General features: G+C 55.5%; 24 protein-coding genes and 5 pseudogenes. 7 read left to right on the forward strand and 22 right to left on the reverse strand.

Going from position 1 to position 23,888, the window contains the following annotated elements; genetic code table 11:
• Positions 1 to 88 precede the first annotated feature (88 nt).
• Positions 89 to 268, reverse strand: a complete 180-nt coding sequence (locus ABIA48_RS00750; protein ID WP_429486510.1) for a hypothetical protein — start codon at positions 266 to 268, stop codon at positions 89 to 91.
• Positions 269 to 465: 197 nt separating this feature from the next.
• Positions 466 to 636 (reverse strand): annotated as a pseudogene (locus ABIA48_RS00755) (LysE family translocator); the annotation flags it as partial.
• Positions 637 to 769: 133 nt separating this feature from the next.
• Between ABIA48_RS00755 and ABIA48_RS00760 the strand changes: the two are divergent.
• The 3 genes and pseudogenes from ABIA48_RS00760 to ABIA48_RS00770 all read left to right on the forward strand — a co-directional run.
• Positions 770 to 1,195, forward strand: a pseudogene (locus ABIA48_RS00760) (IS66 family transposase); the annotation flags it as partial.
• A gap of 69 nt (positions 1,196 to 1,264) precedes the next feature.
• Positions 1,265 to 1,672, forward strand: a complete 408-nt coding sequence (locus ABIA48_RS00765; protein WP_030131260.1) for a DUF3224 domain-containing protein — start codon at positions 1,265 to 1,267, stop codon at positions 1,670 to 1,672.
• A 132-nt stretch (positions 1,673 to 1,804) separates the two neighbouring features.
• Positions 1,805 to 2,209 (forward strand): acyl-CoA thioesterase, encoded by a 405-nt coding sequence (locus tag ABIA48_RS00770; protein ID WP_429486512.1) that lies wholly within the window; start codon positions 1,805 to 1,807, stop codon positions 2,207 to 2,209.
• A gap of 161 nt (positions 2,210 to 2,370) precedes the next feature.
• Here ABIA48_RS00770 and ABIA48_RS00775 read toward each other — a convergent pair whose 3' ends face one another.
• Positions 2,371 to 3,198, reverse strand: coding sequence for a helix-turn-helix domain-containing protein (locus ABIA48_RS00775; protein WP_429486514.1), 828 nt, complete (start codon positions 3,196 to 3,198; stop codon positions 2,371 to 2,373).
• 116 nt (positions 3,199 to 3,314) lie between these two features.
• Here ABIA48_RS00775 and ABIA48_RS00780 point away from each other — a divergent pair, with 116 nt between their 5' ends.
• Positions 3,315 to 4,196: an EamA family transporter gene (locus ABIA48_RS00780; RefSeq protein ID WP_429486516.1), complete on the forward strand. Its 882-nt coding sequence runs from the start codon at positions 3,315 to 3,317 to the stop codon at positions 4,194 to 4,196.
• A 622-nt stretch (positions 4,197 to 4,818) separates the two neighbouring features.
• On the opposite strand, the gene ABIA48_RS00785 is transcribed toward ABIA48_RS00780, so the two are convergent.
• The 6 genes and pseudogenes from ABIA48_RS00785 to ABIA48_RS00810 form a co-directional block, all read right to left on the reverse strand.
• Complete coding sequence (locus ABIA48_RS00785; RefSeq protein ID WP_429486518.1) at positions 4,819 to 5,307, reverse strand: GNAT family N-acetyltransferase; 489 nt, start codon at positions 5,305 to 5,307, stop codon at positions 4,819 to 4,821.
• Between the two features lie 37 nt (positions 5,308 to 5,344).
• Positions 5,345 to 5,586: pseudogene (locus tag ABIA48_RS00790) on the reverse strand (transposase domain-containing protein); the annotation flags it as partial.
• 13 nt (positions 5,587 to 5,599) lie between these two features.
• On the reverse strand, positions 5,600 to 6,433 hold the full coding sequence (locus ABIA48_RS00795; protein ID WP_429486520.1) for a glutamate racemase: 834 nt from the start codon (positions 6,431 to 6,433) through the stop codon (positions 5,600 to 5,602).
• 751 nt (positions 6,434 to 7,184) lie between these two features.
• Positions 7,185 to 7,490, reverse strand: a complete 306-nt coding sequence (locus ABIA48_RS00800) for a DUF7693 family protein (protein WP_429486522.1) — start codon at positions 7,488 to 7,490, stop codon at positions 7,185 to 7,187.
• Positions 7,491 to 7,609: 119 nt separating this feature from the next.
• A pseudogene (locus ABIA48_RS00805) lies at positions 7,610 to 7,832 on the reverse strand (hypothetical protein).
• Between the two features lie 261 nt (positions 7,833 to 8,093).
• Complete coding sequence (locus tag ABIA48_RS00810) at positions 8,094 to 9,065, reverse strand: LysR family transcriptional regulator (RefSeq protein WP_429492761.1); 972 nt, start codon at positions 9,063 to 9,065, stop codon at positions 8,094 to 8,096.
• Between the two features lie 124 nt (positions 9,066 to 9,189).
• Between ABIA48_RS00810 and ABIA48_RS00815 the strand changes: the two genes are divergently transcribed.
• The gene (locus ABIA48_RS00815) at positions 9,190 to 9,465 is read left to right on the forward strand and encodes a DUF2798 domain-containing protein (protein ID WP_429486524.1); all 276 of its coding nucleotides are present in this window, start codon (positions 9,190 to 9,192) and stop codon (positions 9,463 to 9,465) included.
• A gap of 198 nt (positions 9,466 to 9,663) precedes the next feature.
• Here the strand turns inward: ABIA48_RS00815 and ABIA48_RS00820 are convergent, their stop codons facing one another.
• From ABIA48_RS00820 to ABIA48_RS00860, 9 genes are all read right to left on the reverse strand, one after another.
• Positions 9,664 to 10,278: a trimeric intracellular cation channel family protein gene (locus tag ABIA48_RS00820; protein ID WP_429486526.1), complete on the reverse strand. Its 615-nt coding sequence runs from the start codon at positions 10,276 to 10,278 to the stop codon at positions 9,664 to 9,666.
• A 432-nt stretch (positions 10,279 to 10,710) separates the two neighbouring features.
• Positions 10,711 to 11,310 (reverse strand): histidine phosphatase family protein, encoded by a 600-nt coding sequence (locus ABIA48_RS00825; protein WP_429492763.1) that lies wholly within the window; start codon positions 11,308 to 11,310, stop codon positions 10,711 to 10,713.
• Between the two features lie 22 nt (positions 11,311 to 11,332).
• On the reverse strand, positions 11,333 to 11,932 hold the full coding sequence (locus tag ABIA48_RS00830) for a hypothetical protein (protein WP_429486527.1): 600 nt from the start codon (positions 11,930 to 11,932) through the stop codon (positions 11,333 to 11,335).
• A 337-nt stretch (positions 11,933 to 12,269) separates the two neighbouring features.
• Entirely contained in the window at positions 12,270 to 13,208 is a 939-nt protein-coding gene (gene ctlX, locus ABIA48_RS00835; protein ID WP_429486529.1) for a citrulline utilization hydrolase CtlX, read from the reverse strand.
• A 237-nt stretch (positions 13,209 to 13,445) separates the two neighbouring features.
• Positions 13,446 to 13,925 (reverse strand): Lrp/AsnC family transcriptional regulator, encoded by a 480-nt coding sequence (locus ABIA48_RS00840; protein ID WP_007974731.1) that lies wholly within the window; start codon positions 13,923 to 13,925, stop codon positions 13,446 to 13,448.
• Between the two features lie 12 nt (positions 13,926 to 13,937).
• The gene (locus tag ABIA48_RS00845; protein ID WP_429486531.1) at positions 13,938 to 14,699 is read right to left on the reverse strand and encodes an ABC transporter ATP-binding protein; all 762 of its coding nucleotides are present in this window, start codon (positions 14,697 to 14,699) and stop codon (positions 13,938 to 13,940) included.
• Between the two features lie 57 nt (positions 14,700 to 14,756).
• The gene (locus tag ABIA48_RS00850) at positions 14,757 to 15,467 is read right to left on the reverse strand and encodes an ABC transporter permease (protein WP_429486532.1); all 711 of its coding nucleotides are present in this window, start codon (positions 15,465 to 15,467) and stop codon (positions 14,757 to 14,759) included.
• Positions 15,464 to 16,231 carry an ABC transporter permease gene (locus ABIA48_RS00855; RefSeq protein WP_429486534.1) on the reverse strand — a complete coding sequence of 256 codons (768 nt, stop codon included), beginning with the start codon at positions 16,229 to 16,231 and terminating at the stop codon, positions 15,464 to 15,466. Before ABIA48_RS00855 ends, ABIA48_RS00850 begins: the two co-directional genes overlap by 4 nt.
• Before the next feature lie 17 nt (positions 16,232 to 16,248).
• Entirely contained in the window at positions 16,249 to 17,028 is a 780-nt protein-coding gene (locus tag ABIA48_RS00860; RefSeq protein ID WP_007997301.1) for a transporter substrate-binding domain-containing protein, read from the reverse strand.
• Between the two features lie 631 nt (positions 17,029 to 17,659).
• Here ABIA48_RS00860 and ABIA48_RS00865 point away from each other — a divergent pair.
• Positions 17,660 to 18,706: an ornithine cyclodeaminase gene (locus ABIA48_RS00865; protein WP_429486536.1), complete on the forward strand. Its 1,047-nt coding sequence runs from the start codon at positions 17,660 to 17,662 to the stop codon at positions 18,704 to 18,706.
• Positions 18,707 to 18,836: 130 nt separating this feature from the next.
• Here ABIA48_RS00865 and ABIA48_RS00870 read toward each other — a convergent pair whose 3' ends face one another.
• Positions 18,837 to 19,949 carry a CapA family protein gene (locus ABIA48_RS00870; protein ID WP_429486537.1) on the reverse strand — a complete coding sequence of 371 codons (1,113 nt, stop codon included), beginning with the start codon at positions 19,947 to 19,949 and terminating at the stop codon, positions 18,837 to 18,839.
• A gap of 89 nt (positions 19,950 to 20,038) precedes the next feature.
• Positions 20,039 to 20,140: pseudogene (locus ABIA48_RS00875) on the reverse strand (ornithine cyclodeaminase family protein); the annotation flags it as partial.
• 211 nt (positions 20,141 to 20,351) lie between these two features.
• On the opposite strand from ABIA48_RS00875, the gene ABIA48_RS00880 reads away from it, so the two are divergent.
• Entirely contained in the window at positions 20,352 to 21,173 is an 822-nt protein-coding gene (locus ABIA48_RS00880) for a DeoR/GlpR family DNA-binding transcription regulator (protein ID WP_429486539.1), read from the forward strand.
• A gap of 281 nt (positions 21,174 to 21,454) precedes the next feature.
• On the opposite strand, the gene otnI is transcribed toward ABIA48_RS00880, so the two are convergent.
• On the reverse strand, positions 21,455 to 22,237 hold the full coding sequence (gene otnI, locus ABIA48_RS00885) for a 2-oxo-tetronate isomerase (protein ID WP_429486541.1): 783 nt from the start codon (positions 22,235 to 22,237) through the stop codon (positions 21,455 to 21,457).
• A gap of 21 nt (positions 22,238 to 22,258) precedes the next feature.
• The gene (locus tag ABIA48_RS00890) at positions 22,259 to 23,719 is read right to left on the reverse strand and encodes an SLC13 family permease (RefSeq protein ID WP_429486543.1); all 1,461 of its coding nucleotides are present in this window, start codon (positions 23,717 to 23,719) and stop codon (positions 22,259 to 22,261) included.
• Positions 23,720 to 23,888: the final 169 nt, after the last annotated feature.

Consider the following 23,888-nt stretch of genomic DNA (forward strand, 5'->3'; position numbering starts at 1 on the left):
AAAGCCAGTCCACCTGAGCCACACTTCGGATGGCGCGATGACTGAGCCCTCCATGGCTTACAGCCAAAGCTGCTGCCAGGCAGAACGTTTACATTTGCTCGGAATCTGTTGTTCCTTGAGCGAATGAACTGGATGCGGCTTCAATCCGTTCCTGCAACTGAGTCACGTATGTCTTCGCTTCCTCCTGGTTCTGGAACGACACTGCATTGTTGTCGAGCCAGACCGTGCATCCACTGCCTTCCTCATGCGATTCAATTCTGACGTTCATCTGCAATCCCTATGCGTTTTGGTGCGGTAGATCGTAGCGTACTTTTCAGACGTATAGAAATGAAACAAATGCTCTAGATCAATGCTTTGCGAAGCATCCGGTTCAGGCCGCTTTGCAAAAAACAGTAGGAATATTGCCTCGGTAGGCATCACCCCAATCACTGATGGAAATGTGAAAGCAGGGGGGAGATGTCGTTCTCAACGCTTGCTAAACGCCAGCCGAGTGGCAAACAGAACAAAGACCATACCGGTGGTGCGATCCATCCACTTGGTTACATTTTCACACCGCAAAATGCCAGCCAGTGGTTGAGTGGCGCCAATCAACATTGACGACCACAGTAAACCGAGCGCCACGTGGATGCTGACCAAGCTACACGCATCGAGCCGTGGATATTGAGTTAGGCGGATGCCGAATCATTTCGAATTCCCGTGGTTACCCAAGGAAAGAGACGGGATTTACTCCCGATTTGACCATCGAAATCTGATCGTTAATGAGGGGGAGATGACCGACGAAGATCGCTGGCGAATACGCCAGGGAAAAGCGGCACCCCTTATCGACGCACTGCATACCTGGATGTTGGCCCAGCGCGATCTTGTGCCCGAAGGGTCGGCTATCGCCAATGCGCTGGATTACAGCCTCAAACGCTGGACGGCACTGACTCGATATCTCGAAGACTGGGCTATGCCCATAGAGAACAACGCGGTCGAAAATCAGATAAGGCCGTGGGCACTTGGACGCTCGAACTGGTTGTTCGCGGGGGCGCTACGCGGCGGTAAGCGGGCAGCTGCGATCATGAGTTTGATCCAGTCAGCCCGCATGAATGGGCATGATCCTTATGCGTATCTCAAAGATGTGCTGACGCGCCTGCCGACGCAGCGAGCGAGTAAGATCGACCAACTGCTGCCACAGCATTGGGTCTCGGTCTGACGTTCTCAACGTGAGGGGGCTCTTGCATTAGAATGACCGCTCAACTCATATGGAACAGGACTGATCCGAATGGAAGCGCGAGCCACTTTTTCCTCCAAGAATTTCAAACCAACTGACCTGACTCCCACGCCCGAAATTACAACAGGCTTACCAGTGTCGATCAGCTCCATGGAAAAGTCCTATACAGGAGCTATCGATGGTATTTCTTCAACAGCCTTTACTGCGGCGTTCGACCAAGCGTCAAGAAGGGGCAGCTACATCGCGATGGAGAGCTTCAAGGGCACGGTGAATGGGGTAGAGGGTTCCTTTAACTTCATTCATTCTGCCTCCACGACCGGAATTGATCGTGCAGATGAGTTTTTCTGCATAGTTGGAGGCAGTGGTACGGATGGTTTGAAAGGGATATCAGGGTCAGGAGGAATCACAATTGACATCGATGGAACGCACCATATTTGGTTGAATTACCACCTCGAGTAATTTAACAAGCCGTAAAGGGCACCGCCCCTGACGCATCAGGGAGGAGTCTTCGCTAGGTGCTTACCGTGGCTTTGCCGGACGCTTACAAAGTACCAATGGCTTGGATAATTAATAATCACAGGGAGTAGATTGATGCCTGATGCGGTTTTTGTAAGTAGAACTGTTTTGTTCGGAGATTGTGATCCCGCAGGAGTGGTTTACACACCACGATTTTCATATTTTGCTGTGGAAGCTATTTATGTAGCGCTTGATAAATGGGTGGGTGTTCCGGGGCTTAGAACTTTGATGGGTTTTAATATATTGCCGTCGGTGCGCGCGATGTCAATAGAGTTGCTGGCTCCGGCGACGTGGGATGACGAAATGATTATTAAGGTTGGCGTGGCTAAGTTAGGGAGGCACTCTTTCACCTTTTTGGTCGAGGGATTTGTAGGTGACGGGATATTATCTTTTGTGGCGAATATCACACATGTATGTATCTCGCCAGAAACCAAAGAAGTTGTCCCCATTCCAGCGCCGTTGAGAGCGCTTCTTTCATAAAAGAATCGGGAAGTGCTGGCGGAACGATTCTTCAAAACTTTGTAACTCTGCCTCGGTTGACGGTCATATCACCTCTCATGCTTGGAGTAAACCCTCGGATTCGTCCTCCGCCGACCGATACTGGGTAAGCGTCCGACCAACACACCTCCCAGATGCCAGCACTAAGGTGATGGTGGTGCGCTGTATTTCTGGTCGAATTTGGATGCCGACACCTTTTGTTCTAAGACATATCGACTGGGCACTTCACCCAGTACGCGCTTGAATACCGTTGCGAATGCACTTGAACTGCTATACCCCAACTCTATTGCGACCTGCGTAACTGACTGGCCGTTTCCAAGTCGAACAACAGCCGCGAGGAGGCAGGCTTGTTGTCTCCATTCGATATAGCTGATGCCAGCTTGCAGTCGAAAGTGGCGGGTAAAGGTGCGGCGGCTCATTCCGGTGCGCTGCGCCATGTCGTCGATGCCGATCTCCAGCGAAGGGTGTGCCAAGAAATCGCGGCACACTCGAGCAAGACGAGGTTCAGTCGGTAATGGTGCATTGAGCGACAGCGCAGGCATCCCGGCAATCTCGTGCAGCAACAAACCCATCAGATATCCATCGCGTCCATTTTTGTCATAGCGCGCGGGTATATCTATGGCTTTCTCCAGCAATTGCCGCAGTAGCGGCGATACATCGAAAACCTGGCAATGAGCCGGTAGTCCCAAGCGCTGTGCAGCCTGTTTGCGGATATAGGTGTTGAGCATCGTGACAGGGCCACGCATTTGCATAGCGTGAGGTCGCTGGGACGGTACCCATATGCCGCGCAGGGGCGGAACGACCCAGTTGCCTTCGTCGGTGAATATAGTGATGACACCGCGTGCGGCATAAGCGAATTGTCCACGCTGATGGATGTGCGACGGGAACATCTCACCGTCTGCATAGTCGCTTGCGGTCACGACAGCATCACGCGGTATGTTCTGGTAGGGATCTAGCGCTGTTATTTGCATGGCCTGATTTTAATGATATTTGGCCCTCGCCTGAAAGCGGGCCATCCCGATTTCTTGCATATTCCCAGAGGTGCAGAGCATTTAAAACTCACTATTTAGGGAAAGACACGCGAACCATGCAGAAAAAACACTTGTTGCTTGTCGTCTTGGTGACGGCCGTTTGGGGATTGAACTTCCCCATTACAAAACTCGGTCTTACCGATATTGACCCCCTGCTGTTGACTGCGATTCGCTTCACGCTGGCCGCCTTACCCTGGGTGTTTTTTGTGAAGCGTCCGCAAGTTGCCTTCCGCTGGCATGCGGCCTATGGATTGATCTTTGGCGTAGCGATGTGGGCTTTGATCAACCTGGGTATCGCATTGGGTGTGCCACCCGGTAGTGCCTCGCTGCTAATCCAGTTCAGCGCATTCTTCACGCTCGGTTGGGGTGTGCTGTTGTTCCGTGAAAGCCTATCAATACCTCAATTGTTCGGCATCGTGCTGGCTGCGATAGGGCTGGTTGGCATTCTGCTGAGCAGTCCCGGTGAGGCCACCATGATCGGTTTTGCATTAGTGATCGTTAGCGCTGTGGCATGGAGCATTGGCAATGTCGTGATCAAAGTATCGAAGGTGCACCAGATTTTCGCTTTCGTGGTGTGGGCCAGCTTGTTTCCACCAATTCCGCTATTTCTGATGACTTGGCTGTTGCATGGCCCGGCTCCATTTATAGCATTGCCTTCGCATTTGAATGCGGTTACGACATTTTCACTGGCTTTCCAGGTCTACGGCGCCACGCTCTTCTGCTACTGGGGATGGAACCTGCTATTGCGTGAGTACCCGGCATCGCGGGTGGCGCCGCTGTCGCTGCTGATTCCCGTGTTTGGCACCGTCAGCTCCATTCTCATCCTCGGCCAACGCCCCAGCGCCTCAGGTTGGGTCTCCATCGCATTGATTCTTTTTGCGCTTGCTGTTGGTTCAAGGCCAGGACGTGTCCTGCTGGTACGCCATCGTGGCCTCTGACACGCGATACATGCGACGACGTTGATGTGGTACGACCGCCCATCTACAAGATTAAAAATAGATGCGGGCTGGTGCGGTAACTCTGTCCCCGCTTGACGCAACAAATTCGTCCTTGTCTGAGGCCAATCCAGCGAGAATGGGTGGGAACTGCATTCGATGCAAGTGCGGGTCATTTCCTTTGAGACCAAGAAAACGGATTGCTATTCGCGGTGGCATGCAGAGACTGGAGTTACAAGCGTCAGAGAGGTTAGTCATCAATCGTGTTTAGAAATTACTCCACGCACTCAATTACTCCTCAGGCACGTTGTGGATGTGCTGTGCGCGCATGTGAAAAACGAAGTGTGAGAGCCCGCCTTGCAGAGTTGGGTGCAGAGCTGTTGGGAAAGGTTGGCTGAATTTTCCAGGATATGAACAGGCTATCGCCGATGAGGTAGAAATCTCGGGTTAGCCCTCTCTGGTCAGCTCGCTGCGCAGACTCGCTCACAGAATTTAAGCGTCCGGTAATCCCACCCCTTGATCCTAGGTTGCACAGTGCTGCCCATTCAGCACTGACACACCAGAACCAAAGCAGCGAACTGAATACCTGAAAGCAGCTGCATTAAGCGGGCTTTCAAGGTGAGTATTATGGTCGGGCCGCTCTGCTGCGGGTCATATGGATGAGTGCCGATCTACGACTATCCAAGGAAATTCGCTCTTCGACAGCAAAGGGCAAAAAGCCCAATTTTGCATAAAGCAGCAAGCCTGCTGTATTTTCATTGAAGCACGAGATCTGCACCTCTGTGGCGTCATAGCGGTCGAACGCCAGAGCTGTCATCGTCTCCACGATGAAGGTCGCCACACCTTTACCTCGTGCCTCTTGGGCAACGATGACATTGCCGATACAGCAAACCCCACCCGTTTCAGCCCGATAAAAGTTAGCAAAGCCGACGACGCTGTTCCGGGTCTCGACAACCGTCGAGTCGAATCGTTGAGTAATAGCGTTAGACAGCTGAGCTTCAGTCAGAGGGTATTGAGCTTTCGGGAACATATAAAACAGTTCCCGAGTGTTCAGGGGAAAGCTACAGATAGTTTTAATGTCATCAGCCTTCACTGGCCTGTGTTGCAATATCATCGTGCGTCCTTGAGGTCTGTGCATCCGGCATTCTAGCTCACCTAGATTTGCTCAAGCACCTTGCCTGGTTACTGGGGCCCCATTGATGCGGCAGCAGGTTTGCAATATCACACGCCCGCTGCGTCGGCAGCCGCGTGAGAACGTCCTTCAGATAAGCATATGGATCATGCCCATTGAGCCGTGCCGATTGGATCAAGCTCATGATCGCAGCCGCTCGTTTTCCGCTGCGTAGCGAGCCCGCGAAAAGCCAGTTCTAGCGTCGAGTGCCCACGGCCGGATTCAAGACAATGCATTAAACTGCATGCTGGCGTCGCCCAAAAATCGCCACGCGAGCTTTGTTATATGTTCCGGATTGGTCGATGTACAGAATGTGGCGCCTGGCTCGTGACCACATGCGAATTCGGGATGACGTGCTAGGTAACCAGCAAGACTGTTTGCCGTCACTTTTGGTTGAGAGAAAATCTCGACATCGTTTGGGATGGCCTCCGCAAACAGATCTTCGATCAACGGATAATGGGTGCAGCCGAGCAATAAATACCCCGTCTAAGCGTTCATCGCCTAATCGCCGCATTAACAGTGTCACGTAACGTCGGACGGCGCGCCTGAGATCCCGCACCGGGGCATTTGCCTCAATGAGTCTAACGAGACTAGGGCAAGCTTGCTGCACGAGGTTAACATTCGGCGCTCGCTTCGCTGTCTCTTCGACAAATACTCGACTTTCAACGGTATAGCGAGTTGCAAAGACGGCCACGGTCTTCTTTCCGTGGTTTTGCAAGCCACTATCGGATTCGGCTGACCAAGGAACACCAGTCATCGCTTCCACCATTGGGACGATAACGCCGATCACTCGTTTGTCCGGGTAACGAGTTGGAAGCCATGTTTGCTGAAGACGACGGAGGCCGGTTGCGGCTGCCGTGTTACAGGCGACGACGATCAGCGAGCACCCCAACTCAAAGAGTCGCTCCAACGAAGATACTGTGAACTCATAGATCGTGTCGGCATCTCGATTGCCATAAGGTGCGTTGCCGTGGTCGCCGTAGTAGACGAAACGCTGATTAGGAAAGGCCTCCCGAAGCGCTCTGAAGACCGTCAGTCCACCGCTACCAGAATCAAATACCCCGATCATTTGTCCTCGCTCCGTCGATTCGATAGTTTATCACCCACATGGGTGGCAAACAGTGCATCTCTCTTCGTTCGCTCCTAGCGTGGGTCACGATTTTCAACGATTTGCGCGCAGTTGTCGAACGGCAGGTTCGGCCGTTCGGCGCCCCCCCTGATGAACGATCAAAGCGTCCTTCCAACACACCTTGAGTGGCTAAGCGAGCGCCCACTTGTGCGGCGGCAGCTCGGTAGTCTTACTCGCCCGCTGCGTCGGCAGGCGTGTGGAGCGAATCACACTCGGACTGGATTGTTGAGCGCTACGTCTCGAGTAGGACCATTCCAAGCGATGGGTGACAGTAGGAATACAATGATAAGGAATGCTGCCTGGGACAAGTAGAACGGCTCCAGCCACTGTTGCTTCAATGCGACGTAAAAAGTGTTATGGGCTACGTCGACCAAAATAATCGCTGCCGTAAGCACGATTCCGGCTCTTGGTTTGATAAAAAGTAGCAGTGCTGCAAGCGGGTCAAAAAACGTAAGCGCCCCCCAGAAAATACGGCTGGCCAAGTAAGTGCTAGGCCCGTATCCGTAGTCCCAGAGCAATCCATGTGAAACGTCTGCACTGATGTGATTAGCGGTTGCGATTAAAAGACAGCATGCGAACAAAATTCTGACGGCGAATGACAATCTTGGCATAGCGTTATCTACATTCGTGATCTACGCCCTGCATGATAGCGGGATCGACCAACGACGCTAAATGATAGGTCAGAGCGCATTCAGCAGGCGCTCAAGCTGCTCACGTTCCCAGCCACCAATAGGTCGACAGGATCAGTGCCATAACGCTGCCAGGTTTCAAGAGACCCGACACGGCCGTCAGACGACCAGCACTCCTCGCAGTAATCCAGGCTGTCGCAATCATTGAAAAGCGTGAGCCGCCAGCCATCGATCTCAACAGGCATGTGGTCGTTATAGATTTCGTTCCAGGACTGGATGGAACTTCGCATCATGATGCGTTTGCCGAGCGCGACGTCCATCAGTACCTGGCAGACCTCGCTGGTGGTGAGAGGAGAAGTTGTGTTCAAATCATTCTACGCTCGAGTCATCGCCTCCCCGTAGCTAAGTTACGGTAAGGAGTAGCGTCAATGGGAAGTCGCCTCTTCGGGCCAATGGGCCAGGCTAGCTTAACAAACTCGAAATCTACTCACTCAGGCGTCATAAGCACCGCAAGCGTCATATTGATGAACTCTTCGTTTCTGTTGATTGCAATCAGTGCACCGCGAACGTTTCCAGCGACCACCGCCGATCCTCGTTGCTCGACCCAGACTGTGAACTCCCATGATTGCGGCTTCGAGAGCCAATTGATTCTGATTGATCTTGAAGAGTAGGGAAGGGAGTAGTCTGCGTCCGACATCGTGGTTCCTCAGTGGAAGATGTCAGGGTAGCAATCCGAGATCGGATTGTACGGCCGGTCACTGTCGAGTCCTGGCTGATCAAGTGATTTTGATTTGAGTACAAAAGGGCCCTGAGAGGGCCTTTTTTTGTAAGGAAAGACGGACTGGGGCTGTTAACACTTAAAGTTGCGTTTTTAAGCGTAGGCCATCTGACGTGCCGTCGTGCGGCACGTCGACTTAAAGTGTTACGATGCTAAGTCCTTGCTGCTCTAGATCTAGAAAGGAATGATCAGATCATTCACAACGCTCGATCGGGCCTCGATTGGTTTGCGCGCTGAAAGAATTATCTGGAGACCAGCGATCTTCCAGTTGCTCAACCAAGTAATCCATAAGAGCTTTGACCTTTGGTGTGAACGCGGCGCGCTCTTGGACGCAGGCGTAAATATCCAAGGGTTCAGCGTAGGGGTAACTGGATGTTGAATTATGTTCAAACAGCGGTACCAGGTGGCCGCATTCGATATAGGGCGCCGCCACGAACTCAGCCAAGCGGACGATCCCCGCCCCGTTGATTGCCATTTGTGCTAAGGCATCGACATCGTTACTTATAGTGGTTGCATTGATTGCCGCGTCGTACTGGTGCCCATCCTTGATAAAACTCCAACGCAAAAAACGTCCATCTAGTGGGTAGCGAAATGCAAGGCAGGCATGCTGCTGGAGATCATCGGGGGAAGAGGGCCTACCAGCACGTTTCAGGTAGTCGGCTGAGGCGCAAACGATGAATGGAACAGAGGCAATCTTACGGGCGACGATGCCTTCTTCCAGCTGCGGTTTTATGCGCAGACTCAGATCAATGCCGTCTTGGATATGATTTATTTTGCGGTCTGTCGTTGAGAATTCAAGGATAAGGCGTGGGTAGCGTACGGCGAAACCAGCGATGAGCGGTGCAAGCACGTGCCGGCCGAACGCTGAGGTCGACGCAATGGCCAGCCGTCCCTGGAGCTCGGTTTTTGCACTACTTATCGAACTCTGTGCCGACTCCAGATCAATTGCGATACGTTTGACCTTTTCGTAGTACACCGCGCCGCTCTCGGTTAGCGCCATGCTACGGGTGGTGCGCTGGAGAAGGCGGGTGTTCAGGTGAGTTTCCAGGCGACTGAGGGTTTGGCTAACAGCTGCCGCACTGACTCCCAGCGATTTGGCGGCCCCCACAATTGAGCCTATTTCGACCACTTTGATAAAGCTCTCAATCGCCCCTAACAGATTCATCTTTGCTCGCCAAACAGGGTTATTCATAAGTAATCGTTTATAAAGTAACCACGAATGATCGTCTAGTTGACGTTTTTTGATCTTGCTAAGGTAGCTGTCCTCAGTACCCCGAAGAGAAAAAACAATGCACCGCAAAAAAACCTCCAGCCCACTGGCCTTCAGCCTTCGTAAGTTTCCGTCTCGTGCGACGCCCTATGTGTTCGCCTTTTACATGGCGACGATTATGGCGTTCCTTATGTCGCTAGTGATTACAGCGGCCAATACCGGCATTGATAAGGGGTTTTTAAGTAATACGTTACGCGCCTACCAATTAGCTATGCCTGCGGCATTCCTGTGCATCCTCGTCGTCAGACCCATTGTGCTTAAACTGGTGTCGTTGACAGTGCACCCCCATGTCTGAAGTACCTTCAAGGGATAAGCCGCGCGCAGACAGGCCCATGAGCGGGGCGTGAATTCGAATCGCGCCGTCACCATCCCATTCTTCGATGATGATTTTCATAGGTGGCTTTTTCACGTGTGGTCTCCATTGCTTCTGATTCGGCAATGGTAACGTGATTTTTCGTAGAAGCTCCCTCGTCGCAGCTAAGGAAAATCAGCGTCAAATTAACCTCTGCTTGGTGGAGAAAATCGCTGGCATTTGGAGCCCCTTATAAATGGCGAGAAACCTGAATCCAGAGGTGAGAATCAATGCGATCCAACCGGCGACCCGGATTGACGGGAATATATCGCGCAGCAAGACATATAGGATGCAACCCAGCAGGATTGGCGTGGCGTAGATCTCACGTGACATCAATAACGAGGTCCTGCCGACTAGCACATCACGCGCTATGCCGCCCCCAATACTTGTCAGCACGCCCATCATCACTGCCAAAGGTGCACCAAGTTGTAATGCCATCACTTTCTCAGTAGCGACTAATCCGAACAGTGCGGCCGCAAAACCATCGAGATACAGCAATAGCTGATAGCGTTTGTGCAATCTATTGGTGAGAAAAAATGCCAGTAGTGAGGTAACCAATGCGACCCAGATGTAGTTGAAGTCTGCAATCCAGAAAATCGGTTGATCGAGCAGTAGGTCTCGAATGGTGCCACCACCAATAGCAGTGATGATGCCCAGCACTACGGCCCCGAACAGATCGACACCTACCTTTTGGATAGCCAACAATCCGGTAATGGCAAACACGGCGGTGCCTAACATTTGCTGAAAATAAAGCATCCATTACTCCGTTCTCAGGGTACCCATCTGTAAGGCATCGTTGTTGGCCTAGCAGTGCGGGTTGTAAATTTAGCTGGTGCGGGCTCCACCGGAAGTCTAGTGGGTTTGTGCCCTTTCCACATCGGAGACTGAATTGAGGAGGAGGAGGGGTAATCGCCCATTCGGGCCACGCCCGGCTTGACTTAGGTCTTTCGGAAGGGCAGCCCTCATATTGAGGTGCCAGTGAGCCAGTTACGCAGTGGGGTTTGAATGACAGTTTTGAGTTCTTGACGCTGTATTTATTGGCTTGTAACGCACTTTTCTGGTTGTAACCCTACGACTGTTACGATGCATAAAATCACGTTACACCGAAGCTACCGGGCTTGCTGGCGAAAGGTTAAAACTCACGAAGTTGGAGAACGATCCTTGGCTGAAATCGTGGCTCCGAGAGCGCTATTTTGTGCAGAACTCGTCGATAAAACTCTCTTGGCCAGACGAGTCGATTTGGCATTTGACTGTCCATCTGCCGTCACCGAACACGAGCTGATAACTCCAGCAATTTCTGAACGGTTCCCGTACATCGAAGGCTCGGAATTCACGCATGTGTTCGTATGAACGAGCGTGGCTTCCGTGCTTGATCAGCCATGCAGCGGATCTGATGAATTGCCCATGGCTGTACACCAGGATGTTCTGCGCATTGCTATTCGCAAGCTTGCTCAGCATCGCATCTGCGCGCCCGAGTAAATGATCGAACGACTCGGCGCCAGGGCCATCAGTAAACTCCGCGTCACCGTTTTCCCAAAAACTTTCTGCATGTGGCTTTCGATCTGCTTGTGTAGTGCCGGCAAAGCGATTTGGGCTCAAATACGTAAACTCTTCAACGGGCCACGTTTCGAATGGAACGTGAGGGAAGCGCTCTGTGGTTGGTAGTGCGGTTGCGATGGCGCGTTCAAAAGGGGACGAGATGATCAGGTCGGGCGAAGGAGTTCGGTGAAAGCTGAGAACGAGATCGGTGATCGTAGAAAATCTCCAATTGTGGGGCTCTGTCTCAATACACGATTTAACATAATATACATTATGCGAACCTTTCTATAGCTTGTTGCGGACAGTGACAGGACAGATTTGAAGCCAGGCCCAGGCCTCGATCACTCTCCTGTACCTCAGCGATGTAATCCAGGACGAATGGATCCTGCGAACCTTGCTCCTTGTAATAGCCAACCACGTTGGCCAGCGTCCACCGCAGCAATCTCATCAGTACCGGATCGGAAAATTTCCAGCTGCTCGACTCATACGGATATCGGCTGTTGGTGAATACGTCGCGGTATCTCTCTAAGGAATCTTCCTGACTGTCCAGGGCCAAGCTGCGACGAATCGCTTCGGGCATCGCATCGAACAACGTCAACAAATCATACCTATCAGGGTTTTTACGGCTGGTTTTGTTAGCGCTTTGCCGATGCTGGTGAGCTGCGGCCAACGCTACGGCGTCGAGTTTGTAGGTTTCGCCGGATGTACCTTGATGCTGGTCAGGCACAGAAATAAAGCTCTTGAGCAGGATTTCCATACCAATCGCCGCATTGACCTGGGCAACGTGCGGCAGGTTCTGCGCGTCCAAAACTTCAGCAGCTTTCAGGTAATTGTGAGCGCTTTGAAGCATCCAGCTTGGAAAATGACCCATTGCATACTCCTTTGAATGGGCGTCGAAAATGGCTGGAGCCCTTGATTTACGGGGCTTGTTACCGATTACACATTCCGATTAGCGTGCCCTTGAAAGATACCGTACAAATTTGGAAGATAGTGAACAAGGATGAGCTAACCCTAGCTCATCAGGTGAGCTCCCCTCTCCTCTTGATAACCAAAAATTATAACTATTCTAAATGACTGTTTAGTTTAGTTATATTGAGCGCTATACAATTAATTTGGTAACTGCACTACCTCAATGATTCATCGATCATGGGTTTCGGCCAAACTCCGCGCCTTACCATCTCGCCCGGCGGTCGTTGCCGGGCGGACGATCATCGCACTTGTTCTTCGGTGGACGAATGCCTGTGCAGGAACACCTCGGCCAGCATGCAACGTGCGCTACCGCCACCGATGCGTTCGATGGTGTCGATGTTCACCGGCAACGGCGTGGTGTGAGTTTCGATCAAGCGACGCTGATCGGCGTCCAGGGATTGCCAGGCGGTGCGCGACATCACCAGCAGCGGTTCGCCCGCTGCGTTGTGCACTTGCAGCATGTTGCCGGCAAAGGACTCCAGTTGCGCCCAGTTCAAGGCGATGACCTGTTTGCCGCTGGTTTCGAGTCGGTTACGCAGCGCCGCACGTTCGCCCGGTTGGGGCACGGACGCCAGGCAAACCACCGCCAGACTGGTCCCGACACTCATCATCACATTGGTGTGATAAATCGCCACGCCTTGGCGGTCCACCGCGTTGAACGCGCACAGTTCATAGCCCAATTGGGTGACTAACTGGTCCAGGGCCCGGGCGTGGGTGCGCGTGGAATACCCGGCGTAGCAAATCCGCTGTTGCCGATCCAGGACCATGCTACCGGTGCCCTCCAGGAAAACCCCCTGCTCTTCAAGGCTGGACAGGTCCAGCACCTGCTCGACCCGATATTCATCCAGCAACCCGTCGAGCACACCTTTGTCCCGTTCCAGGCGCCGGTTGTGGCCCTGCATCGGGTACAGCACCAAGGTGCCATCCGGGTGGCTGCTCCACCAGTTGTTGGGGAAGATCGAATCCGGGGTGTGCGGCGCTTCGCGATCGTTATGTACCAGGACTTCGACGCCGTGCCGACGCAACGCGTCGACATAGCCATCGAACTCGGCAAGGGCCTTGAGTTGTACGTCTTCCGCAACGGTTGCCGGACGCTGGAAGCGGTTGTTCGCCGCCGTGTCCTGATTGAAGGAGAAGCGTGTCGGACGAATCATTAAAACCGTATTGGTGGTTTGCATGGGCACAGACTCAATGAGGGACGAGAGAGGCTCATTGTCTGTTTCAAAGGGGGAAAAACCCGGTTGATAACGGTTTTTTCGGTGATCAAAACGGTTGAAGATACTGACCCTTTCAGCCGATTCGGTGAACAACACAAATCAAATGTGGGAGCGGGCTTGCTCGCGAAGGCGTCGTGTCAGTCGACATTGATGCTGGATGACACACCGCCTTCGCGAGCAAGCCCGCTCCCACAGTGCCTATTCCATCGTGGTCTTGACCATCGCCAGCTCCGGGTGGCTGACCAGTTTGTCGATGTGCAAATCCGGGTCGTCAAACCAGACTTCGGTCAACACCCGGTAATGCTCCATGTCACGGCAGCGCATGCGCAGGCTGTAGTCGAACGCCCCGCTGATCAGGCGACATTCCAGCACCTGCGGGCAGGCACGGACCTTGGCCTCGAAGGCCTTTTGCGCCGCGCGTCCGCTCTGGTTCGACAACGCCACCAGCACCAGCAACGACAACCCCGGCGTCAGTTTCTTCTCGTCGAGAATCGCGCCATAGCCGCGAATGACCCCAAGTTGTTCCAGCTTGCGCACCCGTTCCAGACAAGGCCTGGGGGTCAGGTGCACGCGCTCGGACAGCTTTTGATAAGTGATGCGCCCTTCGTGGCGCAACACTTCAATGATTGCCTGATCGATACGATCAAGCACGATCGACAGATCGCGGATATCCGCCATGTACGCCTTGCCTCACTTCAAACGACCCGATAGAAATTGCTGCAAACGTTCACTGTTCGGCCGGTCGAGTATCGTAGCATCCCCCTGCTCCTCAACCCGGCCCTGATGCAAGAACAACACCTGGCTGGAGACCTGCCGGGCAAAGCCCATTTCGTGGGTCACCATCAACATGGTCCGGCCTTCTTCGGCCAGCGCCTGAATCACCTTCAGCACTTCACCTACCAGTTCCGGGTCGAGTGCCGAGGTGGGCTCGTCGAACAACAGAATTTCCGGTTCCACCGCCAGGGCACGGGCAATCGCTACCCGTTGTTGCTGCCCGCCCGACAGAAACGCCGGGTACTGATCGGCCACCCGTTGCGGCAAGCCGACCTTGTCCAGATACGCCCGCGCGCTCTCTTCGGCGGCCTTGCGACTCATGCCCAGGACTCGACACGGCGCCAGCACGATGTTCTCCAGCACGGTCAGGTGACTCCACAGGTTGAAATGCTGGAACACCATCGCCAGGCGCGTGCGTAAACGCTGCAACTGCTTCGGGTTGGCAACGCGCATGCCGCCCACGCCCTGACGGGTGAGAACTCGCTCGCCATCCAGAGCAATGGCGCCTTCGTCCGCACGCTCCAGAAAGTTGATGCAGCGCAGCATAGTGCTTTTACCCGATCCGCTCGCGCCGATCATGCTCACCACGTCCCCTGCCCGCGCATTCAACGAAACACCCTTGAGCACTTCATTGTCAGCAAAACGTTTATACAGATTTTCAACCGTGAGTTTGTACATGCGAATACTCCTGGAGCCGCGCTCTCATCGAGCGCCGCTCTGGGTAGAAATGGAATTTTAGTGGGCTGGGCCGAGAAAACTCAGCCAGCGCTTCTCTGCCAGGCGGAACGCAGCGACCAGCCCGAACGACAGCACGAGGTACAGCAGACCGGCAATGCCAAATGCCTGGAATGTCATGAAGGTCGCCGCATTGGCGTCTCGGGCGATTTTCAGGATGTCCGGAATCGTTGCGGTAAATGCCACCGATGTCGCGTGCAACATCAGGATCACTTCGTTGCTGTAGTACGGCAGCGCGCGGCGCAGCGCCGAAGGCAGGATCAGTTGCAGATACAGGCGCCAGCCACTCAGGCCATAGGCATGTGCTGCTTCGATTTCACCGTAGGGAATGCTGCGGATCGCTCCGGCGAAAATTTCCACGGTGTAGGCGCAGGTGTTGAGGGTGAACGCCAGCAAGGTGCAATTCATGGCGTCGCGGAAAAACGCTTCGAGCAAAGGCTGCGAACGTACCACGGCGATGCCGTAGATCCCGCTGTAGCAAATCAGCAACTGGATATACAACGGCGTGCCGCGAAAGATGTAGGTAAACAGCTGAACCGGCCAACGCAAAACACCCCTGCGCGAGACACGCAAGATCGCCAGGGGCAACGACAGGAAAAAACCCATGGCAATACTCGCCACCAACAACCACAGGGTCATCGCCAATCCGGTGAGGCTTTCACCGTCGCTGAACAGAAAGGGTTTCCAGTATTCGGCAATCAACTCGATCATCGCGCCATCCCCCGTACACCCTGGTTGTAGCGCCGTTCCAGCACGCGCAATACGTAGTTCGAAGCGCTGGTGATCAGCAGGTAAAGCGCGGCGGCCAGCAGCAGGAAATCAAGCATGTTGAACGTGCTTTTGCCGGCCTCTTGCGCGACTTTGACCAGGTCCGACAAACCGATGATCGACACCAGCGCCGTGGCCTTGAGCAGCACCAGCCAGTTGTTGCCAAGGCTCGGCAAGGCGAAACGCATCATTTGCGGGAACACCACGAAACGAAAGCGCTGCCAGCGGCTCAGGCCAAAGCACGCCGCGGCTTCCTGCTGCCCACGCGGCACACTCAGAATTGCCCCGCGAAAGGTCTCGGTGAAATACGCCCCGTAGATAAAGCCGAGGGTGATGATGCCGGCCACAAACGGGTCGATTTCCATGTAGGGCCAGCCAATGGCCTCGGTCAGGGCGCTGAGCCAGCCTTGCAGGCTGTAGAAAATCAGCAACATCAACACCAGGTCGGGCACGCCACGGATCAGCGTTGTGTAAAAGGTTGCCGGTATATTCAGCAGTTTCAGGGGCGACAGTTTGGCCGCCGCGCCAAGCAGCCCCAGCGCCATGCTCACCAGCAGCGCGAGCGCTGACAGTTTGAGGGTGACCCAGGTGCCATGCAGCAACAATGGGCCATAGCCTTGCAGGGCCGAAAGATCGGCCCCGATCAGATTCAGGAAGGAGTTCACGCCAGTCACCTGTCTTGAGGCGCCCCGGTCGCTGCAATACATCGACCGGGGCGCAGGGATCAGTTGTTGTAGAGGTCCAGATCGCCGAAGTGTTTCTGCTGGATCTGCGCGTAGATGCCCTTGTCGTGCAGGGCCTTGATGGCGGCATTGAGCATGCCTTTGAGCTCTTCGTTGTCTTTGCGCACACCAATGGCGATTTCTGACGGCACCAACGGGTCACTGATGCCTTCGCTGTTTTGGAACTCGGCCCCTTGTGGCGAGGTCAGGAAGCTCATCTGTGCTTGCAGCTTGTCCTGGATCGACGCATCGAGACGGCCAAAAACCAGGTCGGCATAGACCTGATCCTGATTCTGATAGGCCCGCAGTTTCACCCCGCCCGGCGCCAGTTTGGCCTTGGCGTAGGTTTCCTGAATCGTGCCCTGCATGTAACCGATGGTTTTGCCGCGCAGCGATTCGGCGGTCGGCAGCAGTCCGGAGTCTTTGCGGGTGACGATGGCGGTCGGTCCGGCGTACAGGCGATCAGTAAAGTCGATCTGTTTTTTGCGCGCATCGGTAACGGTCATCGAAGATTCGATGGCATCGAACTTACCGGCCTTGAGTCCTGGAATCAGCCCGTCGAAGTCATTGCTGACCCACACGCAGGTGAGCTTCAGCTCGGCACATATTGCATTGCCCAAATCCACGCCAAAGCCCTGAACCCCGCCATCGGCCGTGGTGGATTCAAAAGGTGGGTAGCTTGGGTTGACGCCAAATCGCAGCTCCTTCCATTCCTTGGCGCTGGCGCCCGTGGTGCAGCACAGCAACGCGAGTGCCGGCAAAGTCAGCCATTTGATGTTCATCTTCTTGAGTCCCGGATTATTTGGATTTATCGCGATCCGGCGCCTGCGTCGGACCACACTTTTTGACAGGAGCAGAGAGTCGATGCGGTCTTCACCGCAGCCGTTTTTGTTGTTGTTTTCGACTGGAAGCAGCCAGTCGTCGGAGTTGCACCCCATCTCAGGCAGCGATCAACAAGCGCTTGAAATGGACCGCCAGAATGCCAATTGCCGGGATGGTGCTGGTGTCGTATCCCTACGCCCAAACAGCGTGCCTGTGCTGAACGACGGACTTTTACAGCCGATTCTGTCGCCTGCTCCAAGTCTCTGTTTCTCCACTTAATGGGAGCGGCACAGGAAATGCGATTGTCTTTGCGGCGTTCTCTATTTGCATAACGATGCTTCGTGAAGCACATGGCGATTCAGCCGGGCGAACGAGGTGCGAGTCGTCACTGTCACTTGGCCGATTCGGCTGTGCGTGATCTGTTTTTCGACTTCTCTCGCTGTGCCCAGGGTCAGTATTGGCCGAAATCTTCTCGCCATTGCCTCGACAATAGGTCCGTTGCAAACACATGGACCGCCTCCTGAGTCTCAGCCGCCAAAGCGCAAGGTAGCCCAAGTCCGGCACACCCAAAAACGCCCAAAGGAACCCAATATGACCCGTTACATTGACGTAAATGATCTGAGCCGTCTCGTCCAGGAAAAAGGCTTGCCTCGTTGCCTGACCGAAATGGCCGAGTACATCCGTCAAGACTACGTACGCTGGCCGGATTTCGAAAAATGCGCGCGCCTGGCGAACCACTCGCCGGAGGGTGTCATCGAGCTGATGCCTGTGTCTGATGCAACGCTGTACGCCTTCAAGTATGTCAATGGACATCCGAAGAACACCCACAATGGCATGCTGACGGTCATGGCGTTTGGTGCGTTGGGAGACGTCGATACTGGCAAGCCGGTTTTACTGAGTGAAATGACGCTGACTACCGCCATTCGCACCGCTGCCACTTCTGCGCTCGCGGCCCGCTACCTCGCCCGACCGGACAGTCGCCGAATGGCACTCATCGGCAACGGCTCACAGAGCGAGTTCCAGGCCCTGGCATTTCATACATTGTTGGGCATAACTGAAATCAGTCTCTACGACATCGATCCTGCGGCAACGGCGAAGCTGGTAGCCAACCTGCGGGCCTACCCCGCCTTACAGGTGACGGTTGCCAATAGCGTCGCGCAAGCGGTACGTGGTGCCGATATCGTGACCACGGTCACGGCCGACAAGGCCTACGCAACGATTTTAACGCCTGAGATGATCGAGCCCGGGATGCACCTTAACGCAGTGGGCGGCGATTGCCCCGGCAAGACCGAATTGCACCGGGATATCGTGGAGCGTGCGCGGGTCATGGTTGAGTACGAGCCGCAAAGCCGAATTGAAGGGGAAATTCAGCAGATGCCCGCCGACTCTCCGGTTATCGAATTCTGGAAAGTCATCACTGGTCAGACCCCAGGTCGCCAGCATGCCGAGGAAGTCACCTTGTTCGACTCGGTCGGCTTCGCCATCGAGGACTACTCGGCCTTGCGCTATGTGCTGGATGTTGCAAGAACGCTCAACATTGGCAGCGACATCCAGCTGGTGCCAGAGCTGCAGGATCCCAAGAACCTGTTCTCGCTGCTACAGCCTTCGGCAACTGACGATGCAAGGCTGCGGGCTTGATTCCACTCGACACTTCGAAGCGTATACCTGGCGGCCCCTTCGGCTGCCAGGAGTTCTTTGGCTCTCCCGAAGCATGCTCCCCGCGTGCCAAGGACTTCCTCTCGAAGATCCTGCAACATTGATCGGGGGCTCACCAACGCAACTCAAAAGCGTTTTGCGCACCCGGCTGGATGCTGCTGCCCAAGCGTGCGCACTCGCGAGAAAGGGTGTCGTGCAGCCATTGACGGTCATCCCCTTCGGCGCGACAGATGCGAAAGCGACACAGCCGGGTGGGTATCAAATCCAGCGACTGCAGGTGCCCGCCCGGGTCCAGCGAGGCAAAGTATAGAAGCCCCAGGTCGCCGCGAAAGGCTGTGTAGCCCTCGATGCCTTCGTAATCGTTCAGAAGATCACCGCAGCCATAGAGAATCAGGTGTTCGCGGTACACCTCGATGCCTTTGACGTGGTGCGAGGAATGCCCGTGCACCACGTCAACTCCGGCCTCGTCGATCAAGGCATGGGCGAACCGGACTTGCTCGCGTGGGATATCGAACCCCCAGTTGCCGCCCCAGTGAATAGAGGCGACCACCAGATCCTGCGGTTTTTTGCCCTCGAGAATCCGTTTGGCCACATTGCGCAGGCTTTGCATCGACAGATCCTCCAGCCGCGCGACGCCCGCGCCCTTATCCGTGGCGGCCCAGTCCGACGCAATGCCGCTGTCGGGTGCGCCGAGGCCAAACACCAGCAAGCGCCGCCCGCCAGGCTGCAGCAACACGGCGGGCGCCTCGGCAGATTGCCGGTTGTGCCCGGCGCCGGCGCTGCACATACCATTGCTCGCCAGGGTCTCCAGCGTATCGGCCAGGCCGACAGTCCCCCAGTCCAGCACATGGTTGTTGGCCAGCACGCAGCAGTCGATGCCGGCTGCGCTGATGGCCGGGAAGTTCTCCGGGCTCATGCGGTAATTGATGCCCTTTGGCTCCGGTCGTCCGCGGCGGGACACCGCAGTTTCCAGATTGATGATGCGTGCGTGTGGCTGGCGAAGTTCGAACTCATCCAGCGCAGCGCCCCAGACATAGGTGAAATCAACCGGGCGGGGAATCGAGCCATTGACTCGTTCTGCCAGCCGGACGTAATCGCCAGCATTCTTGACGTAAGCTTCGTAAAGCCGCGGATCGCCAGGATGCGGCAGTACAGCGTCAATGCCGCGGGCAGTCATGACGTCTCCGCAGAGAAACAGCTTGAGCGTATCGGTAACAGCTGCCATGGCACCCTCCCGAATATAAACCGGGAGATGTTTCCATCCCCCGGCTTATTATTACGCTGAAACAGGCAGAACGACTTCTGAACCTCTACTCAGTTGTTCATCAGATGCAACTGATAAAGCTCATTGGCAATGGCGATATCCTCCAGCCCCAGTCCGATTGAGCGGAAGAAGGTATGGCGCTCTTGAGCAGGGGCTGAGTAGCGGGAGGGAAATCACCGTTCTCTGCCGGTCACGGCCTCGAAGCGTGCTGGTCAAATCCGATACAAATGACTAGCCAAGTCGAATGCAAATAGGTGGGCAACAACGGGCTCGACACCTCATTACGCTACTGATCCAGCTGCAGATTCGCTAATATGATTCCCCGCCCTCCTTGTCTGCGGATTTCTTCATTCTGGAGCCCGAATGCCTAGTCAAAAGGACATCGCCGCCGACAGCGGCGCACCGATGATTCCTGAACAGCGCCGTGAATTGATGCTGCGACAGTTACGCAAGCATCAGGTGCTGAGCGTTCATCAGTTGATGGAAATGTTCGACTGTTCGCACATGACCATACGCCGCGACATTGCGTTGCTGGAGCAGGAAGGTCGTGCTTACTCGGTAACGGGTGGGGTGCGGATCGCCAGTCAGCTGCACAGCGAGCCCAGCCATCAGCTCAAGGCGGTGGTCGAGTTGCCGCAGAAGCAGGCCATGGCCAGGCTCGCCGCCCGGCTTTTGCATGCCGACATGACGATTTACCTGGATGCAGGAACCAGCACGCTGGAAATCGTCCCCTACATCAAGGCGCTGTCCGGCATGACCGTGGTGACCAACGACTTCGGCATTGTCCAGGCACTGATCGATGCCCCCCATGTCACCGTGATTCACACCGGCGGGCAGCTGGATCACTCCAATCAATCGTGTGTGGGCGGCCTGGCGGTGGCCACCTTGCGTCAGGTCGTCACCGATGTCGCATTCATATCGACCAGTTCATGGGATTTGCGTCGCGGCCTCACCACGCCTTCGGCGCTGAAAGTGGAGGTCAAGCAAGCTGCCATGCAGTCGGCTTCGCAAGTGGTGCTGGTGGCCAGCAGTTCGAAGTACGGCACGTTCAGCATGTACCGGATCGCCGGACTCGAGCAATTTGACGTCATCATCAGCGATGACGCATTGACCTCTGCCGCGGCCGATGGCATCCGCAAGCAGGGTGTCGAATTGTTACTGCCGGCTGACAATACCCCGGCCTGAAACGACGGGCTCCTGGCCTAATGCCAGTCAGTTAAGCGGTAATGCGATCCGTAGCAGCTGCCGAGCCCGCGAGGCTGCGTTCGGCTGCGCAGCAGTCGTGAGTCCAGCTGACGCGGCCTGCCTGACGTACCGCAATGACTGATTTTACGACTGCTTCGCAGCCGAACGCAGCCTCGCGGGCTCGGCAGCTGCTACAAAGATGTCGCGGCTAAAATTGCTTAACTGACTGGCATTAGGCTGCTGGCATGATTTGTAGGAGCAAGCTCGCTCCTACAAGTTTCTTAACGCGCTTTCCAGTCGCGCAGCCACTGCAAGCCGGCAGAGGTGTTACCTCGTGGCCGGTATTCACACCCTACCCAGCCGTCATATCCCAACTGGTCGATCAGCTCGAACAGATAGGGATAGTTGATTTCTCCCAGGTCGGGTTCATGTCGGTCTGGCACACCAGCGATCTGGATATGGCCAATTCCGTCGAAGTCCCGACGCAGTTTGGTGGCCAGATCGCCCTCGACGATTTGGCAGTGATAACAGTCGAACTGCACCTTCAGGTTACTGGCGCCTACTTCCTTGCAGATGGCCTGGGCCTGATCCTGCCGGTTGAGGAAAAATCCCGGCATGTCCCGCGTATTGATCGGTTCCAGTAGCACCGTGACACCGACTTTGGCCGCCCGGGCAGCGGCGTAGGCGAGGTTCTCCAGGTACACGCCGTGATGCCGTGGGCGGTCGCTTTCCGACGGCAACAGCCCGGCCATCACGTGAATGCGCGAGTTGCCCAGCACGCTGGCGTATTCCAGGGCACGATCAAAACCGCTACGGAACTCACTCTCCCGACCAGGCAACGACACCGTGCCCCGCTCGCCCTTTGCCCAATCACCGGGCGGCGCGTTGAACAGAGCCTGCACCAGGCCGTTGTCGCTCAAGCGTTGCTTGAGTTCTTCAGCGCGGTAGTCGTAGGGGAACAGATACTCCACCGCGTCGAAACCGTCGGCAGCCGCGGCCGCAAAGCGATCCAGAAACTCATGTTCCGGGTAAAGCATGCTGAGGTTGGCAGCAAAACGAGGCATGGTAGCTCCTGAGATAATGGGTTAGACAAAGGGCCAGATCAGCAGGGTAATACAGAAACCCAGGGTGCCGAGCAAAGTGGTCAGCACCGTCCAGGTGCGCAAGCCATCGGCCACGTTCAGTCCGGACAACTTGGTGAAGATCCAGTAACCGGCATCATTGATATGGGACATGGCCAACCCGCCACCGCCCATGGCCAGGCACAGCAGGGCCATGTGGTTCGGGGTGAGGCTGAGGGTCGCAATCAGCGGGCTGATGATACCGGCAGTGGTCACCAGTGCCACCGTGGTCGAGCCCTGCACCGCGCGCAACAGCATGGTCAGCAGAAAGCCCAGGGCCAGAACCGGCAGACCGGTGGTGCGCAGCATATCCGAAACCACGGCACCGATTCCGGTGTCCACCAGCACCTTGCCGAATACACCGCCGGCACCGGCAATCAGGATCACCATGGCCACACCGGGCAAGGCCGAACCGATCACGTCAGACACTTGAGTGCGGCTCCAGCCCCGACGCGAACCCAGCAGCCAGGCACACAGCAGGGTGTCGATCAGCAGCGCTACCAGTGGCGCGCCGAGCACGGTCATGACGCCGCGCAGGGTCGAATCGACTGGCAGCAACGAGGTAGACAGAGTCCCCAGCAAAATCAGAATGATGGGCAGCACGATCAGGCTGACGATCAGACCAAAACCCGGCGCAGGTGCCGGCGGCAATTTCGAAACGATGCTGCTGATGGACTCTTCCAGGCCCATGTGCGACACGGCCACAGCCGCTCGCTCAGCGCTCTTGTCGTTGCCATTGGACCAGGCGGCCAGATCCTCGTTGGTGACATGCGGGCCATAGACCTCGGCACGAATATCGTCGGTCATTGGGTATACCCGACGGGTCATGCGCCCGGCCACGCGGTAGCCGACATAGCAAAGCAGAGCGGTGATCGGCAAACCGAACATCAGCACGCGGCCCAGGTCCGCGCCCAATTGGCTGGCAGCGGCCACTGCGCCGGGGTGTGGCGGTAGAAAGGCGTGTACGGTCAACAACGCCGCGCACATCGGCAACGCGAACACCAACAGCGGCTTACGCGCACTGCGGGCAACACCATAGGCCAGCGGCATCAGGATAATCACGCCGACCTCGAAGAACACCGGCACCCCGACCATGAAGCCGGCAATCGTCAACGCCAGGGGCGTACGCCGATTGCCGAAACGGGTAATCAGCGTCTTGGCCAGCGCCTCGGCACCACCGGAGAGCTCGATGATCCGCCCGATCATCGCACCCAGGGCAATGATGATCGCGATATGGCCCAAGGTCTTGCCCATGCCGCCTTCAATGGTGGCGACCAGATCGGCCGGTTTCACGCCGGCTACCAGCGCCACCAGAATGCTCACCAGCATCAAGGCCACGAAGGGCTGGAATTTGTACTTGAGCACCAGGAACAACAACAGCGCGATGCCCACCCCGGCGGTCATCATCAGGATTAACGGGCTCATTGCAGAACCCCTCCACGCCGGGTAACTGAAACGGTACTGCCACTGGTTCTGAACATGCCGCAGTGAAGGTGAGTCATGCTTGGATTTCCTGTTGTTATTGTTTTTTCAGGCAAGCCGGGGCCGTCGAAAGTCGCTGGGCGTCTCCCGGGCAGGGCCTGCGTTATCGATC

It is taken from the genome of Pseudomonas sp. S30_BP2TU TE3576 (genome assembly GCF_050436025.1).
In the GTDB taxonomy this organism is placed as follows: Bacteria; Pseudomonadota; Gammaproteobacteria; order Pseudomonadales; family Pseudomonadaceae; genus Aquipseudomonas.

Bases quoted from the DNA above. Each gene is read 5' to 3' on its own strand.
- ABIA48_RS00750 (WP_429486510.1), bottom strand. From the start codon at position 268: ATGAACGTCAGAATTGAATCGCATGAGGAAGGCAGTGGATGCACGGTC.
- ABIA48_RS00765 (WP_030131260.1), top strand. From the start codon at position 1,265: ATGGAAGCGCGAGCCACTTTTTCCTCCAAGAATTTCAAACCAACTGAC.
- ABIA48_RS00770 (WP_429486512.1), top strand. From the start codon at position 1,805: ATGCCTGATGCGGTTTTTGTAAGTAGAACTGTTTTGTTCGGAGATTGT.
- ABIA48_RS00775 (WP_429486514.1), bottom strand. From the start codon at position 3,198: ATGCAAATAACAGCGCTAGATCCCTACCAGAACATACCGCGTGATGCT.
- ABIA48_RS00780 (WP_429486516.1), top strand. From the start codon at position 3,315: ATGCAGAAAAAACACTTGTTGCTTGTCGTCTTGGTGACGGCCGTTTGG.
- ABIA48_RS00785 (WP_429486518.1), bottom strand. From the start codon at position 5,307: ATGATATTGCAACACAGGCCAGTGAAGGCTGATGACATTAAAACTATC.
- ABIA48_RS00795 (WP_429486520.1), bottom strand. From the start codon at position 6,433: ATGATCGGGGTATTTGATTCTGGTAGCGGTGGACTGACGGTCTTCAGA.
- ABIA48_RS00810 (WP_429492761.1), bottom strand. From the start codon at position 9,065: ATGAATCTGTTAGGGGCGATTGAGAGCTTTATCAAAGTGGTCGAAATA.
- ABIA48_RS00815 (WP_429486524.1), top strand. From the start codon at position 9,190: ATGCACCGCAAAAAAACCTCCAGCCCACTGGCCTTCAGCCTTCGTAAG.
- ABIA48_RS00820 (WP_429486526.1), bottom strand. From the start codon at position 10,278: ATGCTTTATTTTCAGCAAATGTTAGGCACCGCCGTGTTTGCCATTACC.
- ABIA48_RS00830 (WP_429486527.1), bottom strand. From the start codon at position 11,932: ATGGGTCATTTTCCAAGCTGGATGCTTCAAAGCGCTCACAATTACCTG.
- ctlX (WP_429486529.1), bottom strand. From the start codon at position 13,208: ATGCAAACCACCAATACGGTTTTAATGATTCGTCCGACACGCTTCTCC.
- ABIA48_RS00840 (WP_007974731.1), bottom strand. From the start codon at position 13,925: ATGGCGGATATCCGCGATCTGTCGATCGTGCTTGATCGTATCGATCAG.
- ABIA48_RS00845 (WP_429486531.1), bottom strand. From the start codon at position 14,699: ATGTACAAACTCACGGTTGAAAATCTGTATAAACGTTTTGCTGACAAT.
- ABIA48_RS00850 (WP_429486532.1), bottom strand. From the start codon at position 15,467: ATGATCGAGTTGATTGCCGAATACTGGAAACCCTTTCTGTTCAGCGAC.
- ABIA48_RS00855 (WP_429486534.1), bottom strand. From the start codon at position 16,231: ATGTATTGCAGCGACCGGGGCGCCTCAAGACAGGTGACTGGCGTGAAC.
- ABIA48_RS00860 (WP_007997301.1), bottom strand. From the start codon at position 17,028: ATGAACATCAAATGGCTGACTTTGCCGGCACTCGCGTTGCTGTGCTGC.
- ABIA48_RS00865 (WP_429486536.1), top strand. From the start codon at position 17,660: ATGACCCGTTACATTGACGTAAATGATCTGAGCCGTCTCGTCCAGGAA.
- ABIA48_RS00870 (WP_429486537.1), bottom strand. From the start codon at position 19,949: ATGGCAGCTGTTACCGATACGCTCAAGCTGTTTCTCTGCGGAGACGTC.
- ABIA48_RS00880 (WP_429486539.1), top strand. From the start codon at position 20,352: ATGCCTAGTCAAAAGGACATCGCCGCCGACAGCGGCGCACCGATGATT.
- otnI (WP_429486541.1), bottom strand. From the start codon at position 22,237: ATGCCTCGTTTTGCTGCCAACCTCAGCATGCTTTACCCGGAACATGAG.
- ABIA48_RS00890 (WP_429486543.1), bottom strand. From the start codon at position 23,719: ATGAGCCCGTTAATCCTGATGATGACCGCCGGGGTGGGCATCGCGCTG.